At 74.0% G+C, this 16227-nt stretch carries 13 protein-coding genes; 9 read left to right on the plus strand and 4 right to left on the minus strand.

The window, feature by feature from the left end:
* Positions 1–483 carry an Lrp/AsnC family transcriptional regulator gene (locus ABZ576_RS25910; protein ID WP_360745652.1) on the minus strand — a complete coding sequence of 161 codons (483 nt, stop codon included), beginning with the start codon at positions 481–483 and terminating at the stop codon, positions 1–3.
* 190 nt (positions 484–673) lie between these two features.
* On the opposite strand from ABZ576_RS25910, the gene pdhA (ABZ576_RS25915) reads away from it, so the two are divergent.
* The 6 genes from pdhA (ABZ576_RS25915) (at position 674) to ABZ576_RS25940 (ending at position 7956) form a co-directional block, all read left to right on the plus strand.
* On the plus strand, positions 674–1846 hold the full coding sequence (gene pdhA, locus ABZ576_RS25915; protein WP_360745390.1) for a pyruvate dehydrogenase (acetyl-transferring) E1 component subunit alpha: 1173 nt from the start codon (positions 674–676) through the stop codon (positions 1844–1846).
* Positions 1843–2847, plus strand: coding sequence for an alpha-ketoacid dehydrogenase subunit beta (locus ABZ576_RS25920; protein ID WP_360745393.1), 1005 nt, complete (start codon positions 1843–1845; stop codon positions 2845–2847). The genes pdhA (ABZ576_RS25915) and ABZ576_RS25920 overlap by 4 nt, the downstream gene beginning before the upstream one ends.
* On the plus strand, positions 2847–4280 hold the full coding sequence (locus tag ABZ576_RS25925) for a dihydrolipoamide acetyltransferase family protein (RefSeq protein ID WP_360745395.1): 1434 nt from the start codon (positions 2847–2849) through the stop codon (positions 4278–4280). Before ABZ576_RS25920 ends, ABZ576_RS25925 begins: the two co-directional genes overlap by 1 nt.
* Positions 4281–4428: 148 nt before the next feature.
* A complete protein-coding gene (locus ABZ576_RS25930) occupies positions 4429–5334 on the plus strand; it encodes an NTP transferase domain-containing protein (protein WP_360745398.1) in 906 nt (301 codons plus the stop codon).
* Positions 5331–6734 (plus strand): molybdopterin molybdotransferase MoeA, encoded by a 1404-nt coding sequence (locus tag ABZ576_RS25935; RefSeq protein ID WP_360745401.1) that lies wholly within the window; start codon positions 5331–5333, stop codon positions 6732–6734. Before ABZ576_RS25930 ends, ABZ576_RS25935 begins: the two co-directional genes overlap by 4 nt.
* 241 nt (positions 6735–6975) lie before the next feature.
* On the plus strand, positions 6976–7956 hold the full coding sequence (locus ABZ576_RS25940; protein ID WP_360745404.1) for an NAD(P)H-quinone oxidoreductase: 981 nt from the start codon (positions 6976–6978) through the stop codon (positions 7954–7956).
* Between the two features lie 16 nt (positions 7957–7972).
* On the opposite strand, the gene ABZ576_RS25945 is transcribed toward ABZ576_RS25940, so the two are convergent.
* Complete coding sequence (locus tag ABZ576_RS25945; protein WP_360745407.1) at positions 7973–8737, minus strand: hypothetical protein; 765 nt, start codon at positions 8735–8737, stop codon at positions 7973–7975.
* A 174-nt stretch (positions 8738–8911) separates the two neighbouring features.
* On the opposite strand from ABZ576_RS25945, the gene ABZ576_RS25950 reads away from it, so the two are divergent.
* The gene (locus ABZ576_RS25950) at positions 8912–9457 is read left to right on the plus strand and encodes a bacterial proteasome activator family protein (protein ID WP_360745655.1); all 546 of its coding nucleotides are present in this window, start codon (positions 8912–8914) and stop codon (positions 9455–9457) included.
* A 68-nt stretch (positions 9458–9525) separates the two neighbouring features.
* Here the strand turns inward: ABZ576_RS25950 and ABZ576_RS25955 are convergent, their stop codons facing one another.
* Complete coding sequence (locus tag ABZ576_RS25955) at positions 9526–11181, minus strand: protein kinase (RefSeq protein WP_360745410.1); 1656 nt, start codon at positions 11179–11181, stop codon at positions 9526–9528.
* A gap of 341 nt (positions 11182–11522) precedes the next feature.
* On the opposite strand from ABZ576_RS25955, the gene ABZ576_RS25960 reads away from it, so the two are divergent.
* Positions 11523–13157 carry a protein kinase gene (locus ABZ576_RS25960; RefSeq protein WP_360745413.1) on the plus strand — a complete coding sequence of 545 codons (1635 nt, stop codon included), beginning with the start codon at positions 11523–11525 and terminating at the stop codon, positions 13155–13157.
* Positions 13158–13286: 129 nt separating this feature from the next.
* Here the strand turns inward: ABZ576_RS25960 and ABZ576_RS25965 are convergent, their stop codons facing one another.
* Positions 13287–14303: a phosphotransferase gene (locus tag ABZ576_RS25965; protein WP_360745416.1), complete on the minus strand. Its 1017-nt coding sequence runs from the start codon at positions 14301–14303 to the stop codon at positions 13287–13289.
* A gap of 690 nt (positions 14304–14993) precedes the next feature.
* Here ABZ576_RS25965 and pdhA (ABZ576_RS25970) point away from each other — a divergent pair.
* Positions 14994–16226, plus strand: a complete 1233-nt coding sequence (gene pdhA / locus ABZ576_RS25970; RefSeq protein ID WP_360745419.1) for a pyruvate dehydrogenase (acetyl-transferring) E1 component subunit alpha — start codon at positions 14994–14996, stop codon at positions 16224–16226.
* Position 16227: the final 1 nt, after the last annotated feature.

Genomic DNA, 16227 nt, shown 5'->3' on the forward strand with positions numbered 1-16227 from the left:
TCAGCCGTCCGGCTCCAGGTCCTCCTCCTCGAACACCAGCAGCGTCCGGGTGCTGAGCACCTCGGGGATCGCCTGGAGCCGGGTCAGCACCAGCTCGCGCAGTGCCCTGTTGTCGGGCGTGTGCACCAGCAGCAGTACGTCGAAGTCGCCGCCCACCAGGGCGATGTGGGAGGCGCCGGGCAGCTGTCTGAGCTGCTCGCGGACCGTGCGCCAGGTGTTCTGGACGATCTTCAGCGTGATGTACGCCGATGTGCTGTGGCCCGCCCGCTCGTGGTCCACGCGTGCGCTGAAACCCCGGATCACCCCGTCCTCGACGAGCCGGTTGATACGCGCGTAGGCGTTGGCGCGCGAGACGTGGACGCGCTCGGCGACGGACCGTATCGAGGCGCGGCCGTCCGCCTGGAGGATCTTCAGGATGTCCTGATCGATGGCGTCCAGCGGGCGCGGCGGCAGCACGGCCCCGGCCTGCGGCCCGTCGGCCATTTGTTCAGGTCCCATGTCCCCCCGCTTCATCGCCGTGGACGTCCTGCGTTCATTCCAGGTTGTGGAGAACCGTTTGTCCACAGCCTGGTGGGGCCTGTAGCCAAAATGTGCCGACGACCGAACAATCGGTTGGTGAGGCGGGTCACAGCCGACACGCCTCCCGTAGCCGCTCCCACGAGGAGGTGCCGTCATGACGGTTCTGGAGCAGCGGGGCGCGTACCGGCCATCGCCGCCGCCCGCCTGGCAGCCCCGTATGGACCCCGCGCCGCTGCTGCCCGACGCCGAGCCCTACCGCGTCCTGGGGACCGAGGCGGCCGGCAAGGCCGACCCGGACCTGCTGCGCCGGCTGTACGCGGAGCTGGTGCGCGGCCGCCGCTACAACACGCAGGCCACCGCGCTCACCAAGCAGGGCCGGCTCGCCGTCTACCCGTCCACCACCGGCCAGGAGGCCTGCGAGATCGCCGCCGCCCTGGCCCTGGAGGAGCGCGACTGGCTCTTCCCCAGCTACCGCGACACCCTCGCCGTCGTCGCCCGAGGTGTGGACCCCGCCGAGGTGCTCACCCTGCTGCGCGGCGACTGGCACAGCGGCTACGACCCCTACACCCACCGGGTGGCCCCGCTCAGCACCCCGCTGGCCACCCAGCTGCCGCACGCCGTCGGCCTCGCGCACGCCGCCCGCCTCAAGGGCGACGACGTGGTCGCGCTCGCCATGGTCGGTGACGGCGGCACCAGCGAGGGCGACTTCCACGAGGCGCTGAACTTCGCCGCCGTCTGGCAGGCACCGGTCGTCTTCCTGGTGCAGAACAACGGCTTCGCCATCTCCGTCCCGCTCGCCAAGCAGACCGCCGCGCCCTCCCTGGCCCACAAGGCCGTCGGGTACGGCATGCCGGGCCGGCTGGTCGACGGCAACGACGCCGTGGCGGTGCACGAGGTGCTCGCCGACGCCGTACGGCACGCGCGGGCCGGCGGCGGCCCGACCCTGGTCGAGGCGGTGACGTACCGCATCGACGCCCACACCAACGCCGACGACGCCACGCGGTACCGCGACGACGAGGAGGTCGCGGCCTGGCGCGCCCACGACCCGGTCCAGCTGCTGGAGCGCGAGCTGACCACCCGCGGACTGCTGGACGAGGCCGGTATCGAGGCCGTCCGGCAGGACGCCGAGACGATGGCCGCCGACCTGCGGGAACGCATGAACCGGGACCCCGAGCTGAACCCCATGGACCTCTTCGACCACGTCTACGCCGAGACCACCGCGCAGCTGCGCGAGCAGCGCGCGCTGCTGCGGGCCGAACTGGAGGCCGAGCAGGAACAGCAGGGCACGCAGGGCGGGTCCGCCGCGCGGGAAGGCGGCGCCCGATGACCACCGTCGCCGTCAAGCCCGCCACCATGGCGCAGGCCCTCACGCGCGCGATGCGCGACGCCATGACCGCCGACCCGACCGTGCACGTCATGGGCGAGGACGTCGGCACCCTCGGCGGGGTCTTCCGCGTCACCGACGGACTTGCCAAGGAGTTCGGCGAGGACCGCTGCACCGACACCCCGCTCGCCGAGGCCGGCATCCTCGGCGCCGCCGTCGGCATGGCGATGTACGGCCTGCGGCCCGTGGTGGAGATGCAGTTCGACGCCTTCGCCTACCCGGCGTTCGAGCAGCTGATCAGCCATGTCTCCCGGATGCGCAACCGCACCCGCGGCAAGATGGCCCTGCCCATCACGGTCCGGGTCCCCTACGGCGGCGGCATCGGCGGCGTCGAGCACCACAGCGACTCCTCCGAGGCCTACTACATGGCGACCCCGGGCCTCCACGTCGTCACCCCGGCCACCGTCGCCGACGCCTACGGGCTGCTGCGCCAGGCCATCGCCTCCGACGACCCGGTCGTCTTCCTGGAGCCCAAGCGGCTGTACTGGTCGAAGGACACCTGGAACCCGGAGGAGCCGGCGGAGGTCGAGCCCATCGGGCGCGCCGTGGTGCGCCGGCCCGGCCGCACCGCCACGCTCCTCACCTACGGCCCCTCGCTGCCGGTCTGCCTGGAGGCCGCCGAGGCCGCCCGGGCCGAGGGCTGGGACCTGGAGGTCCTCGACCTGCGCTCCCTGGTGCCGTTCGACGACGAGACGGTCTGCGCGGCCGTCCGGCGCACCGGCCGGGCGATCGTCGTCCACGAGTCCAGCGGCTTCGGCGGACCGGGCGGCGAGATCGCGGCCCGGATCACCGAGCGCTGCTTCCACCACCTGGAGGCGCCGGTGCTGCGCGTGGCCGGGTTCGACATCCCGTACCCGCCGCCCATGCTGGAGCGGCACCACCTGCCCGGCGTCGACCGCATCCTGGACGCCGTGGCCCGCTTGCAGTGGGAGGCCGAGGGCTGATGGCTCAGGTGCTGGAGTTCAAGCTGCCCGACCTCGGCGAGGGGCTCACCGAGGCGGAGATCGTCCGCTGGCTGGTCCAGGTCGGTGACGTGGTCTCCGTCGACCAGCCGGTGGTCGAGGTGGAGACGGCCAAGGCGATGGTCGAGGTGCCCTGCCCCTACGGCGGCGTGGTCACCGCCCGCTTCGGGGAGGAGGGCGCCGAACTGCCGGTCGGGTCCCCGCTGCTGACGGTCGCCGTGGGCGGGGCGGCGGCGGAGCCGGAGGGCTCCGGCAACGTCCTGGTGGGCTACGGCACCCAGGCCCCGGCCGCTCGCCGCCGCCGGGTGCGGGCGGGTACGGCCACCGTGGACGGGCAGGGCGCCCGGCGCGAGGCCGCCGCCGGCGGACAGGCCGTGCCGGCCGCTGCCGCCCGCGACGGGAAGGCCGCCGAGGCTCCGGCGCCCGCCCCGGCCCGCGCCGCCACGCACGCGCCCGCGCAGGCACCGGCGCCCGCGCAGGCACCGGCGCCCGCGCAGGCGCCCGCGCCCGGCTCCGTGGCCGCCGAGGGGCCGGTCCCCGTGATCTCCCCCCTCGTGCGCAAGCTCGCCCGGGACAACGGCGTGGAACTGCGGCGGCTGGCCGGCACCGGTCCGGACGGACTCATCCTGCGCGCGGACGTCGAGGCCGCCCTGCGGGCGCAGGCCGCACCGGCCCGCCCGGCCGCGGAACCGGCCGTACGGACGCCCGCCGCCCCCCGCGCCGAGGGCGGGGTCCGGATCCCGCTGAAGGGCGTGCGCGGTGCCGTCGCCGACAAGCTGTCCCGCAGCCGCCGGGAGATCCCGGACGCGACCTGCTGGGTCGACGCGGACGCGACCGAACTCATGCGCGCGCGGACCGCGATGAACGCGGCCGGAGGTCCGAAGATCTCCCTGCTCGCGCTGCTCGCCCGGGTCTGCACGGCGGCACTCGCCCGGTTCCCCGAGCTGAACTCCTACGTCGACACCGAGGCCCGTGAGGTGGTCCGGCTCGACCACGTCCACCTGGGGTTCGCCGCCCAGACCGAACGCGGACTGGTCGTGCCGGTCGTCCGGGACGCACACGCGCGCGACGCCGAATCGCTGACCGCCGAGTTCGCCCGGCTCACCGAGGCCGCCCGCGCGGGGACGCTCACCCCCGGGGAGCTCACCGGCGGCACCTTCACGTTGAACAACTACGGCGTCTTCGGTGTCGACGGGTCCACCCCGATCGTCAACCATCCCGAGGCGGCCATGCTCGGCGTCGGCCGGATCATCCCCAAGCCGTGGGTGCACGAGGGCGAGCTGGCGGTCCGCCAGGTCGTCCAGCTCTCGCTCACCTTCGACCACCGGGTGTGCGACGGCGGTACCGCGGGCGGCTTCCTGCGGTATGTCGCCGACTGCGTCGAACAGCCGGCGGTGCTGCTGCGCACCCTGTGACAGCCCGGCGCCCCCGAGCCGCGGACCCGGTGGGAGCCCGGCGCCCCCCGAGCCGCGCACCCGGTGGGACCCCGCGCCCGTGGGGCGAGCGGGCGGGGTGTGACGTACGTCCGGTCCCGGCGGCGGGCCGACGGGACATACTCGGGGGGTGACCTCTACCGCCGCCGCGCACGACACGCCCGCGCCGTACGACGCCGTCGTGCTGGCCGGCGGTGCCGCGCGGCGGCTCGGCGGTGCCGACAAGCCCGGCGTCCGGGTCGGCGGCCGCGCGCTGCTCGACCGGGTGCTCGCGGCCTGCGCGGACGCCCGGACGACCGTCGTCGTGGCCGCGCCCCGGCCCACCGCCCGGCCGGTGCGCTGGGCGCGCGAGGAGCCGCCCGGCGGCGGGCCGGTCGCCGCACTGGAGGCCGGTCTGCGGCTGACCACGGCCGAGCACACCGTCGTCCTCTCCGCCGACCTGCCCTTCCTCCGGCCGGACACCCTCGGGCGCCTGCTGAGGAGTCTTCAGGACACCGGTGCCGACGGCGCGTTGCTCAGCGACCGCGGCGGTCGCGACCAGCCGCTCGTGGCCGCCTACCGCTCCGCGGCCCTGCGCCGCGAACTGGCCGCCCTGCGCACCGCGCACGAGGGCCTGACCGGGCTGCCCCTGCGCCGGCTGACCGGCGCCCTCCGCCTCACCCGAGTCCCGGACCCGCTCGCGTCCTTCGACTGCGACACCTGGGACGACATCGCCGACGCCAGGGCACGCATCAGGGAGCATGGGCACGTGTTGGATGAATGGATCTCCGCAGTCAAGGAAGAGCTGGGCCTCGACCTGGACGTCGACACCGGCGCCCTGCTCGACCTGGCCCGGGACGCCGCGCACGGCGTGGCCCGTCCCGCCGCACCGCTGACCACCTTCCTCGTCGGCTACGCGGCGGCGCGCGGCGAGGGCGGCCCCGAGGCCGTCGCCGAGGCCACCCGCAAGGCCACCGCCCTGGCGTTGCGCTGGGCGGAGGAGAACGGCGGCACGGACGAGAGCGGCGGGGGCCCGAGCGCCCCGGACGCCGGATGACCGCCCCCGGCTCCCGGGCCGAGGCGCCCGCCGGGGACACCGACGACCTCGATGTCGAGGAGGCCCTGGCGCTGGTGAGGGAAGCCCACAGGGGGGCCGACGACGACGGCGCGGACCAGGTGCCCGCCCGGGCCCCGCACCCGCCCGGCGAGCGCCGCCCCGAACGGCACAGCGCCACCCCCTGGCCGCGCGCCCGCGAGATCGCCGCCCGCGCCGCTCGCTCCCACGGTCCGAAGAGCCCGGCAGGCGCGCCCGGCGGCCGCCGGGCCCCCGTCTCCCTGCCGCTCGGCGACGCGCTCGGCCTGGTCCTGGCCGCTCCCCTCGACGCGCTCACCGACCTGCCCTCCTTCGACACCTCCGCGATGGACGGCTGGGCGGTCGCCGGGCCGGGCCCCTGGGAGGTGCGGGAGGAGGGGGTGCTCGCCGGGCACGCGCAGCCGGCACCGCTCACCGACGGCGCGGCGGTCCGTATCGCCACCGGCGCCCGCGTCCCCGCCGACACCACCGCCGTCCTGCGGACCGAGCACGGCCGGGTCGACGCCCAGGGCCGGCTGCACACCACCCGCGAGATGCTCCACGGCCAGGACATCCGCCCCCGCGGCCAGGAGTGCCGCAGCGGAGACCAGTTGCTGCCCGTCGGCACCCTGGTCACGCCCGCGGTCCTGGGCCTCGCCGCCGCGGCCGGGTACGACACGGTCACCGTCGTCCCCCGCCCCCGTGCGGAAGTCCTCGTCCTCGGCGACGAGTTGCTGACCGAGGGGCTTCCGCACGACGGGCTCATCCGGGACGCGCTCGGCCCCATGCTGCCGCCGTGGCTGCGCGCGCTCGGTGCCGACGTCACCGCCGTGCGCCGGATCGGCGACGACGCCGAGGCCCTGCACCGGGCCGTCACCGGGTCCGACGCCGAGCTGATCGTCACCACCGGCGGCACCGCGGCCGGACCCGTCGACCACGTCCACCCGGTCCTGGCGCGCGCCGGCGCCGAACTCCTCGTCGACGGCGTCGCGGTGCGCCCCGGCCACCCCATGCTGCTGGCCCGCCTCCAGGACGGCCGGCATCTCGTCGGTCTGCCGGGCAACCCCCTCGCGGCCGTCTCCGGCCTGCTCACGCTCGCCGAACCGCTGCTGCGGACCCTCGCCGCCCACCCCGCCCCGGAGCCGTACACGCTGCCGCTCAGGGAGGCGGTGCAGGGGCATCCGCACGACACCCGGCTCATCCCCGTGGTGCTGCGCGGGGACCGTGCCGTGCCGGTGCGCTACAACGGCCCGGCCATGCTCCGCGGCGTCGCGGCCGCCGACGCGCTGGCCGTCGTACCACCGGGCGGAGCCCGGCAGGGCGAGGAGACGGAGCTGCTGGACCTGCCGTGGGCGGCCGCCGGGATCGGGGTGTGTTTCACGTGAAACGGCCGGCTGAAACGGCCGGGCCAGGACGCCATGACCGCCAGGCGGGCGAACACCTGGTGACCCATCAGGTGAAACTTCCGAGAGAAGTGGTGGAGCGCCCGATCCGCCAGGTCGTCGAGCGGCTGGCCGTGGCGGCATCACGCCGGTCGGTGGGCGCCACCCCCGGCACCCGGGTCACCCCGGACACCCGGCCCCTGCCACCCGGGTGACGGGTCGGGTGAGGAGTAGCGTCACCCGTATGCATGCGATCACGATTCCCGAACCTGGTGGTCCCGAGGCGCTGGTGTGGGACGAGGTCCCCGACCCGGTGCCCGGCGAGGGCGAGGTGCTGGTCGAGGTGGTGGCCAGCGCCGTCAACCGTGCCGACATCCTGCAGCGGCAGGGCTTCTACGACCCGCCGCCCGGCGCCTCCCCCTACCCCGGCCTGGAGTGCTCCGGCCGGATCGCCGCGATCGGCCCGGGTGTCTCCGGCTGGGCCGTCGGCGACCAGGTGTGCGCGCTGCTCTCGGGCGGCGGCTACGCCGAGAAGGTCGCCGTACCGGCCGGACAGCTGCTGCCGGTGCCCGAGGGCGTCGACCTCACCCGGGCGGCGGCGCTGCCCGAGGTGGTCTGCACGGTCTGGTCCAACGTGTTCATGGTCGCCCACCTGCGGCCCGGCGAGACGCTGCTGGTGCACGGCGGCTCCAGCGGCATCGGCACCATGGCGATCCAGCTCGCCAAGGCCGTCGGTGCCCGGGTGGCGGTGACCGCCGGCACGAAGGAGAAGCTGGAGTACTGCGCCGGACTGGGCGCGGACGTGCTGATCAACTACCGCGAGCAGGACTTCGTCGCCGAGCTCCGGCAGGCCACGGACGGCGCGGGCGCCGACGTCATCCTCGACAACATGGGCGCCAAGTACCTGGACCGCAACGTCCAGGCGCTCGCCGTCAACGGGCGTCTCGCGATCATCGGCATGCAGGGCGGGGCGAAGGGCGAGCTGAACATCGGCGCGCTGCTCGCCAAGCGGGCCGCCATCAGCGCGACCTCGCTGCGGGCCCGTCCGCTGGACGAGAAGGCGGCCATCGTCGCCGCCGTGCGCGAGCACGTGTGGCCCCTGCTCGTTGCCGGCGGGGTCCGGCCGGTGGTGGACCGCGAGGTGCCGATGCCGGAGGCCGCCGAGGCCCACCGGCTGGTGGAGGCGAGCGGCCACATCGGCAAGGTGCTGCTGGTGGCGCCGTAGCGGAGGAGCGGTCCGGTCAGTCCTTGCGGAGTCTCAGGCCCAGGAGTCCCAGTCCGAGGCCCATGCCTATGAGGACGAGTCCGCTGCCCAGCGGGAGGATCCGCAGGACCGGTTCGGTGGGGCCCTCGCTCTGCTGCCGGGCGGCCTGCCCGTCGTCGGGCCGCGGCGGGTCGCTGGTGGGGACGAGGCCGGCCTCCGCGGGCGGCAGGGGCGCCCTGGGCGTCTCCGCGGTCTCCGGCTCGTCGGGCTCACCGGGCTCGTCCGGATGCATGGCCGCGGTGGCGGAGGCCGGGTCCTCGTCGCCGTCCGCCTCGGCCTCGGCCGCGTCCGGCCGGCCGGGCCGCATCCGGCCCTCACCGGCCCGGCTGCCCGCCCGGGACGGCTCGACGGAGGCGAGCCGGCGATAGGGGTGGACCGATGCCGAGGCCGAGTCGGAGGGCATGGGCACGGCGGCGGGCGAGTCCCGGTACGGCGTGGCGGCGGGTGAGTCCCGGTCCGGTGCGCCGGTGGGCGAGTCCCGGTCGGGTGCGCCGGCGGGGGTGGACGGGCCCTCGCCCGGGCGCGGCAGGCCCGGGGGGCCCGGCCGCGCGTACGCGTCGTCCGCAGCCGGGTCCGGGGTGGGCCCCCGCTGCCCCGTGGCGGGCGGCCGGGCGGGGTCCGGCTCCGCCGCGGGGGCGGGCGTGCCGCCGTACGCGACGGCGGTGCCGTACGCCGACAGGGCCGCGGCGAGGGCGAGCAGCAGCCCGACGCAGCGGAGCGTGAGTGGTAGGCGTGGAGTCACGTCGGTGACCTCCCGGAGCCCAGGTGCCAGGACCGATGGATAACGGACGGGAACAAGCCTCACATTGGCCGACTGATGGGGCATTCCGGATTGCGCCGACAGGTCTAAACGGTGGATCAGCCCCACGAGGGGGCACCACGGTGATGAGGTGGTGGCGTGCGAGAGAATGACGGCATGGAGATGCCGAGGAACGAACGGTCGCCGGAGAATCCCCAGATCCTTGTCGTGGGCCAGGACGGGATGGCGCTCGGCGGCGGAGGCGGGGACGAGGATTCCCGCGAGACCCCGGTGACTGAGCAGGTGGAACAGCCGGCCAAGGTCATGCGGATCGGCAGCATGATCAAGCAGCTTCTGGAGGAGGTGCGCGCGGCCCCTCTCGACGAGGCCAGCCGGGTCCGGCTGAAGGAGATCCACGCCAGCTCGGTGAAGGAGCTGGAGGACGGCCTGGCTCCGGAACTGGTCGAGGAACTGGAGCGGCTGTCCCTGCCGTTCACCGACGAAGGGACCCCGAGCGACGCGGAACTGCGCATCGCCCAGGCGCAGTTGGTGGGCTGGCTGGAGGGCCTCTTCCACGGGATCCAGACGACGCTGTTCGCCCAGCAGATGGCCGCGCGGGCCCAGCTGGAACAGATGCGCCGCGCGCTTCCGCCGGGCGTCTCCGGCCACGAGTTCGGCGACGACCCCCGCACGGGCGGGCGCTCGGGCGGACCGTACCTCTAACCCGGCCACTCGCGGACAAAGGGGCCCGGCGGACGACCGCCGGGCCCCTTCTCACGTCTCCGTGCGGGTCACTGCGGCGGATTGCCCGTCGACACGCTCAGCTCGATCTCGCCGAGGTCGTCCGGGTCGACATCGGTGCCCTGCGCGGGGAACTGGTTCAGCACGGTCCCGTCGCCCCAGGTGTTGTCGTCCTCGAACTTGATGTTCCACTTCCAGCCCGCGGCCTGGAGGCACTCCTTCACGGAGCCGATGTCCTTGTAGCGGAAGTCGGGGAGCTCGATCTTGTCCGGGTCGGTGTAGGACTCCTGCGGTTCGGTGCACTTGTCCTTGTCGATGCGCCGGGTGGTGTCCGGGCCGCGGTAGCCCGCCCGGTGGGACGCGGACGCGGAGGCGCTCGATCCGCCGCTCGCGCCCTTGATGTCCTCGTCGGCGCTCTTCAGCGTCAGCGCGACGATCACACCGGTGACCACGACGGCCGCCACCGCGACCGAGGCGATGACCACCGGCCGCTTCTTCTTCGGGCCGCCGACCGCGGGCCGGCCGGCGGACTGCGGCGCGATGGTGTACGGCGGCGGGGTCGCGGCGGCGTTCTGCGGGCCGTAGCCCACCGGAGGGGTCTGGTAGCCGCCCTGCTGCGGGTAGCCGTAGGACGGGGCCGGCGTCGGGGTGCCGTACGGGTTGGGCGGCGGGGTCGGGGCCGGGGTCGGCTGGGGCTGGTACGGCGTCTGCACCTGCCCGTGCGGCGCCGGGGCCGCCCCGTCGACCGGCGGGAACACCGACGAGCCGACACCCGAGCCGCTCTGCACCGGCCCGGCGTTCGGCACGATGCTCGGCGGGGCCGCCTGGAAGGAGGCCGCGACCCGCAGGCACTCCGCGCGCATGGCCTCGGCGGTCGGGAAGCGCTCGTTCGGGTTCTTCTTCAGCGCGCGGGCGACCAGCGCGTCCACCGCGGGCGGCAGTGAGCGGTTGACCGAGGAGGGCGCCACCGGCTCCTCCTGCACATGCGCGTACGCGATCGCCAGCGGCGAGTCGGCGTCGAACGGCAGCCGCCCGGTGACCAGCTGGAACAGCATGATGCCGACCGAGTACAGGTCGGAGCGGGCGTCCACGCCGCGGCCGAGGGCCTGCTCGGGCGAGAGGTACTGGGGGGTGCCGACCACCATGCCGGTCTGCGTCATCGAGGTGACGCCGGACTGCATGGCGCGGGCGATGCCGAAGTCCATGACCTTGACCACGCCGCGCTTGGTCACCATCACGTTGCCCGGCTTGATGTCGCGGTGGACCAGCCCCATCTCGTGGCTGATCTCCAGGGCGGCGAGCACGTCGGCGGTGACCTTCAGCGCCTTGTCGGCGGGCATCGCGCCGTACTGCCGGATGTCCTCCTCCAGCACCGAGCCCAGCGGCCGTCCCTCGACGTACTCCATGACGATGTAGGGCATCGCCATGCCGCCCAGGTCGTCCTCACCGGTGTCGAAGACGGAGACGATGTTGGTGTGCGTGAGCTTGGCCACGGACTGCGCCTCGCGGCGGAAGCGCTCCCGGAAGGCCTGCTCCCGGCCGAGTTCGGTGTGCAGCGTCTTGATGGCGACCTGGCGGTCCAGCACGGCGTCGTACGCCAGGTGCACCGAGGCCATGCCGCCCTCGCCCAGCAAGTCGCGCAGCTGGTAGCGGCCCCCGGCCAGCGCCTGCCCCGCATACCGGCCGTGTGCGCCGTCCTGGCTCATCTCTCCGCGTCCCCCACTGGCCGTCCGGCGCCGTCATCCAGCGAACTGGCCTTGATCGAATGTGTCATTCCCGGCCAAGTCTGCCCCAGGGCACTGACACGTCAAGCTCGGTGCCCGTTCCGTGACCGTACGCGCAAGAAGCGTCGCGCAAGCGTTACAGGGGGCGTACGCCCGGCACACAGAATTTGCACGACAGCGCGTGCTAAAGGTTTCATGGCCGGTCCGTCTCGGGTCGGTCCCGGTCCGTTCCGAACCGGTGGCCCCCACGGAGGCTGTAGCGTGGCCGACGGAGACCGTAACAACACCGCGCGCACCGCGGGCAGAAACGACGGCGAGGACTGATGGCACAGACGCAGCGCTCTCAGGGCCCGTCCGACCCCGAGGCGACTGGCGGCGGCGGCATGTCGGACGCGCCGGAGATGTGGGGGAACGGCGGGCTCGTCGGCGACGGCCGGTACCGGCTGACGCACCGGCTGGGCCGCGGCGGCATGGCCGAGGTGTTCGCCGCCGAGGACGTCCGCCTGGGCCGTACCGTCGCGGTCAAGCTGCTCCGCGCCGACCTGGCCGAGGACCCGACCTCCAAGGCCCGGTTCACCCGTGAGGCCCAGTCCGTCGCCGGCCTCAACCACCACGCGATCGTCGCCGTGTACGACTCCGGCGAGGACCAGGTGGGCGGCCAGGCCGTGCCGTACATCGTCATGGAGCTGGTCGAGGGCCGGACCATCCGCGACCTGCTGATGAACGCCGAGGCGCCGGGGCCCGAGCAGGCCCTGATCATCGTCTCCGGCGTGCTGGAGGCGCTCGCCTACTCGCACCAGCACGGCATCGTGCACCGTGACATCAAGCCGGCGAATGTCATCATCACCCACAGCGGTGCGGTCAAGGTGATGGACTTCGGCATCGCCCGCGCCCTGCACGGCGCCTCGACGACGATGACGCAGACCGGCATGGTCATGGGCACCCCGCAGTACCTCTCCCCGGAGCAGGCGCTCGGCAAGGCCGTCGACCACCGCTCCGACCTGTACGCGACCGGCTGCCTGCTGTACGAACTCCTCGCGCTGCGGCCCCCCTTCACCGGCGAGACGCCGCTGTCGGTGGTCTACCAGCACGTGCAGGACATCCCGACGCCGCCCTCGGAGGTCTCCGAGGGCTGCCCGCCGGAGCTGGACGGCCTGGTCATGCGCTCCCTGGCCAAGGAGCCCGACGACCGGTTCCAGACGGCCGAGGAGATGCGCGGTCTGGTCCAGTACGGCCTCCAGATGCTCTACGACCAGGGCGGCCACACCGGCACCTGGAACACCGGACCGGTGGAGGCGCACGAGGGCCGGCACACCCCGGCGAGCGGCTTCGCCGGGACGACCGTCATGCCGCATCCCCACGAGGGCGGCACCGCGCAGATCCCGCAGCCGATCCTGCCCACGGGCTACGGCGACGACGGCGGCTTCGAGGGCCGCGGCAACAAGGGCAGCGGCCGCGGCAAGCTGTTGGTCCTCGCCGTCCTCGCGGTCATCGCGATCGCGGCGGGCGTGGCGCTGGCGCTCAAGAGCGCGGGCGGCGACGGCGGCAACGGCACCGACACCAAGCCGACCAGCACGCACTCCAAGAGCACGAAGGACAAGTCGCCCTCCGCGAGCCCGTCCGAGGAGAACACCGGCGCGCCCACCGACACCTCGACCGACACCGGTTCGGACACGGGTACCGGCTCCGGCTGGCCGCCGGCGACCACGCCGTCGTACAGCCAGCCGCAGTCGGCCAGTTCCAGCCCGAGCGGTGAGCCGTCCGACCCGGAGCCCTCGCAGTCGCAGCCCACGGACGGCGGCACCACGGACGGCGGCACGGACACCGGCGGCACCACGGACGGCGGCACGACCGACGGCGGGACCACGGACGGCGGCACCACCGTCGGGACCACGGACGGCGGCACCACCGAGGGCGGGACCACGACGGACGGCAGCACCGGCGAGACCACCGGTTGAAGCACGCCCACGGCGACCGGGACGGCGTCGCCGCGCGACGCCGGTCCGGCGTGACCGGGACCGGCGTCGGCCGGAGGTGCACGTTCAGCGTGAGCGGGACCGGCGTCGGCCTGGGGTGACGCCGGGCGTTCAGCGCACGAACGCGTCGCACACCGCGTCGTACTCGCGCGTCCACCACACCGCGAGCGCGGACGCGGCCGGGAACTGGCGGTCCGCGCGCGTGTCGCCGCGCTCGTAGTGCCAGCGCAGCATCCAGAAGTCGTTCAGCCGCTCCCACCACACCCGGTGCACGGCCGCCGCCAGCTCCGAGGGAGTGGCGCCGGCCGCGCGCCGGTACGCGCGCGCGTAGGCGCGCACCTTCGGCAGGTCCAGGGTGCCGCCGGGCCGTACGAAGAAGATCGCGGCGGCGCGTACGGCCTCCTCCGCGCGCGGCTGCACGCCGAGCCGGTCCCAGTCCACGATCGCGGCCGGGGCGTCGTCCTTGTAGAGCAGGTTGAACGGGTGGAAGTCGCCGTGCACCCAGCCCACCGAGCCGCCGCGCGGCGGGCGCCGGTCCGCGTGCTGCTCCAGCAGCGCCCGGCGCTCCAGCAGCCGGTGCCGGGCGAGCTCGTCGAAGGCGTCGGCGGGGCGGTGCCGGCGCACGTGGGCGAGCAGGTCGTCGATGAGCGCGAAGGTGTCGGCCGGGTCGGCGCTCTCCACGGGGTGCGGGCTGGTCGCCGGGCGCGTGCGCCCCTTGGGCGGCATCACCCGCTCCAGGCAGGCGTGTACGGCGCCCAGGAGGGCTCCCAGGCGGGCGCTCTCCCCACGGGTGAGCTGGCCGCCGTGGCGGTGCCTGCCGTCGATCCAGGGGTGCAGGGCGTAGGCGTGGCCCCCCACGACGGCGACCGTGCGGCCCTCGCGGTGGGCGAGCGGCAGGGCGACCGGCACACCGAGGTCGGCCAGCCGCTGGGTGGCGCGGTGCCGGCGTTCGATGGCGGCCGGGTCGGCGGTGTCGGGGTCGAAGTGGTGTTTGAGGAAGTAGCGGCCGCGCGTGGTGCACAGCCGGTAGCCGCGGTTCAGCAGGCCCTGGTCGACCGGCTCACAGGTGAGGGCGGTACCCGCGGCGTACAGGCGGAGCAGGGCGCCCAGAGGGGGCGCATGGGGCACGACGGGTGGTACACATGAGCGCGGCACGCGCCAGATGTTAGGGCACGCGCAGCCCCTGTGAGCTGGGGGTTGTCACAGGCAGTCGCCGACGGTCGCATTCGGTCACGCCGCGGGCTTTTCCGCTTGTATGCGGGCGACATATGCCCCCGCCGGGGAACACCGCCGGATACCGAGTTCCGCGCGCGGGCGGACGGCGGAATTCTTGATCATCTTTTTGGCGGGATACCGCCGTTCGGTGATCCGGCGATCGGCCGGTCCTCGCCGCCCGGTCCGGTGCCCGGCGCGACGGACGGCGCCTCGTGGGCGCCGCGGCGGCCGGCCTCGTGGCCGTCCAGAAGAAATACCCGGATTTCTCCCTCTACGCGGACGGAGCCAGTCTCACACACTTACTCTTCCCGAGACCTGGGTGGGCGGGATAACGTGCGACTGCTCCGGACGGCCACAAGGCTGTGACCAGCACGCTTTCCCGTCTCTTCGATTTACTTGGAAATCCAAGCAAAATCGCAGGTCAAACGGGGTTTCACAGAAATGTGGAGCACTGGGTAACGTAATGGTTGCAGGGCGCTCGCCGGGGCACCTGTCACGCCTGTACCCGGCCGAGTGGCACCCACCCCGTGCCCGGTGGTCGAAACAGGTGAGCCGCACTGGCCTACCGGCAACCCCGGGGGCCGGAACGACGGAGGAGCACACGTGAGCGTGGAGAGCAGTGCCGCGCGCAAACCGCGGCGCAACGCCGCAGGCAAGGCCGGCACCACCGGCAGCAAGGCCGGCACGGCCGGCGACACGACCGGGGCCACCGGCACCAAGCGCACCACCCGCAGCACCCGCAGGAAGAACACCGAGCCCGGACTCGTGCAGCTGCTGACGCCGGAGGGCAAGCGGGTCAAGAACGCCGAGTACGACGCCCACGTCGCCGGCATCACCCCCGAAGAGCTGCGCGGCCTGTACCGCGACATGGTGCTCACCCGCCGCTTCGACGCCGAGGCCACCGCGCTCCAGCGCCAGGGCGAACTGGGTCTGTGGGCCTCCCTGCTGGGCCAGGAGGCCGCCCAGATCGGCTCGGGCCGGGCCCTGCGCGACGACGACTACGTCTTCCCGACCTACCGCGAGCACGGCGTCGCCTGGTGCCGCGGCGTCGACCCCACCAACCTGCTCGGCATGTTCCGCGGCGTGAACAACGGCGGCTGGGACCCGAACAGCAACAACTTCCACCTCTACACGATCGTCATCGGCTCCCAGACGCTGCACGCCACCGGCTACGCCATGGGCGTGGCCCGGGACGGCGGGGACTCGGCGGTCATCGCCTACTTCGGCGACGGCGCCTCCAGCCAGGGCGACGTCGCCGAGGCGTTCACCTTCTCCGCGGTCCACAACGCCCCGGTGGTGTTCTTCTGCCAGAACAACCAGTGGGCGATCTCCGAGCCGACCGAGCGGCAGAGCCGCGTGCCGCTCTACCAGCGCTCCGCCGGCTTCGGCTTCCCCGGCGTCCGCGTCGACGGCAACGACGTACTGGCCTGCCTCGCGGTCACCAGGTGGGCGCTGGAGCGGGCCCGCAACGGAGAGGGCCCGACCCTGGTCGAGGCCTTCACCTACCGCATGGGCGCCCACACCACCTCCGACGACCCCACCCGCTACCGGGGCGAGGAGGAGCGGCTGGCCTGGGAGGCGAAGGACCCGATCCTGCGCCTGCGCCGGCACCTGGAGGTCTCAAACCACGCGGACGAGGGATTCTTCGCGGAACTCGAGTCCGAGTCCGAGGCGTTGGGCAGACGAGTGCGCGAAGCGGTCCGCGCCATGCCCGACCCGGACCATTTCGCCATCTTCGAGAACGTGTACGCGGACGGGCACGCGCTCGTCGACGAGGAGCGCGCCCAGTTCGCCGCCTACCAGGCGTCGTTCGCGGACGCGGAAGGGGGTCACTGAC

Source organism: Streptomyces sp. NPDC013455 (assembly GCF_040632975.1).
GTDB lineage: Bacteria > Actinomycetota > Actinomycetes > Streptomycetales > Streptomycetaceae > Streptomyces.

Coding starts and splice junctions, on each gene's coding strand:
- ABZ576_RS25910 (WP_360745652.1), bottom strand. CDS start 483: ATGGCCGACGGGCCGCAGGCCGGGGCCGTGCTGCCGCCGCGCCCGCTG.
- pdhA (WP_360745390.1), top strand. CDS start 674: ATGACGGTTCTGGAGCAGCGGGGCGCGTACCGGCCATCGCCGCCGCCC.
- ABZ576_RS25920 (WP_360745393.1), top strand. CDS start 1,843: ATGACCACCGTCGCCGTCAAGCCCGCCACCATGGCGCAGGCCCTCACG.
- ABZ576_RS25925 (WP_360745395.1), top strand. CDS start 2,847: ATGGCTCAGGTGCTGGAGTTCAAGCTGCCCGACCTCGGCGAGGGGCTC.
- ABZ576_RS25935 (WP_360745401.1), top strand. CDS start 5,331: ATGACCGCCCCCGGCTCCCGGGCCGAGGCGCCCGCCGGGGACACCGAC.
- ABZ576_RS25940 (WP_360745404.1), top strand. CDS start 6,976: ATGCATGCGATCACGATTCCCGAACCTGGTGGTCCCGAGGCGCTGGTG.
- ABZ576_RS25950 (WP_360745655.1), top strand. CDS start 8,912: ATGGAGATGCCGAGGAACGAACGGTCGCCGGAGAATCCCCAGATCCTT.
- ABZ576_RS25955 (WP_360745410.1), bottom strand. CDS start 11,181: ATGAGCCAGGACGGCGCACACGGCCGGTATGCGGGGCAGGCGCTGGCC.
- ABZ576_RS25960 (WP_360745413.1), top strand. CDS start 11,523: ATGGCACAGACGCAGCGCTCTCAGGGCCCGTCCGACCCCGAGGCGACT.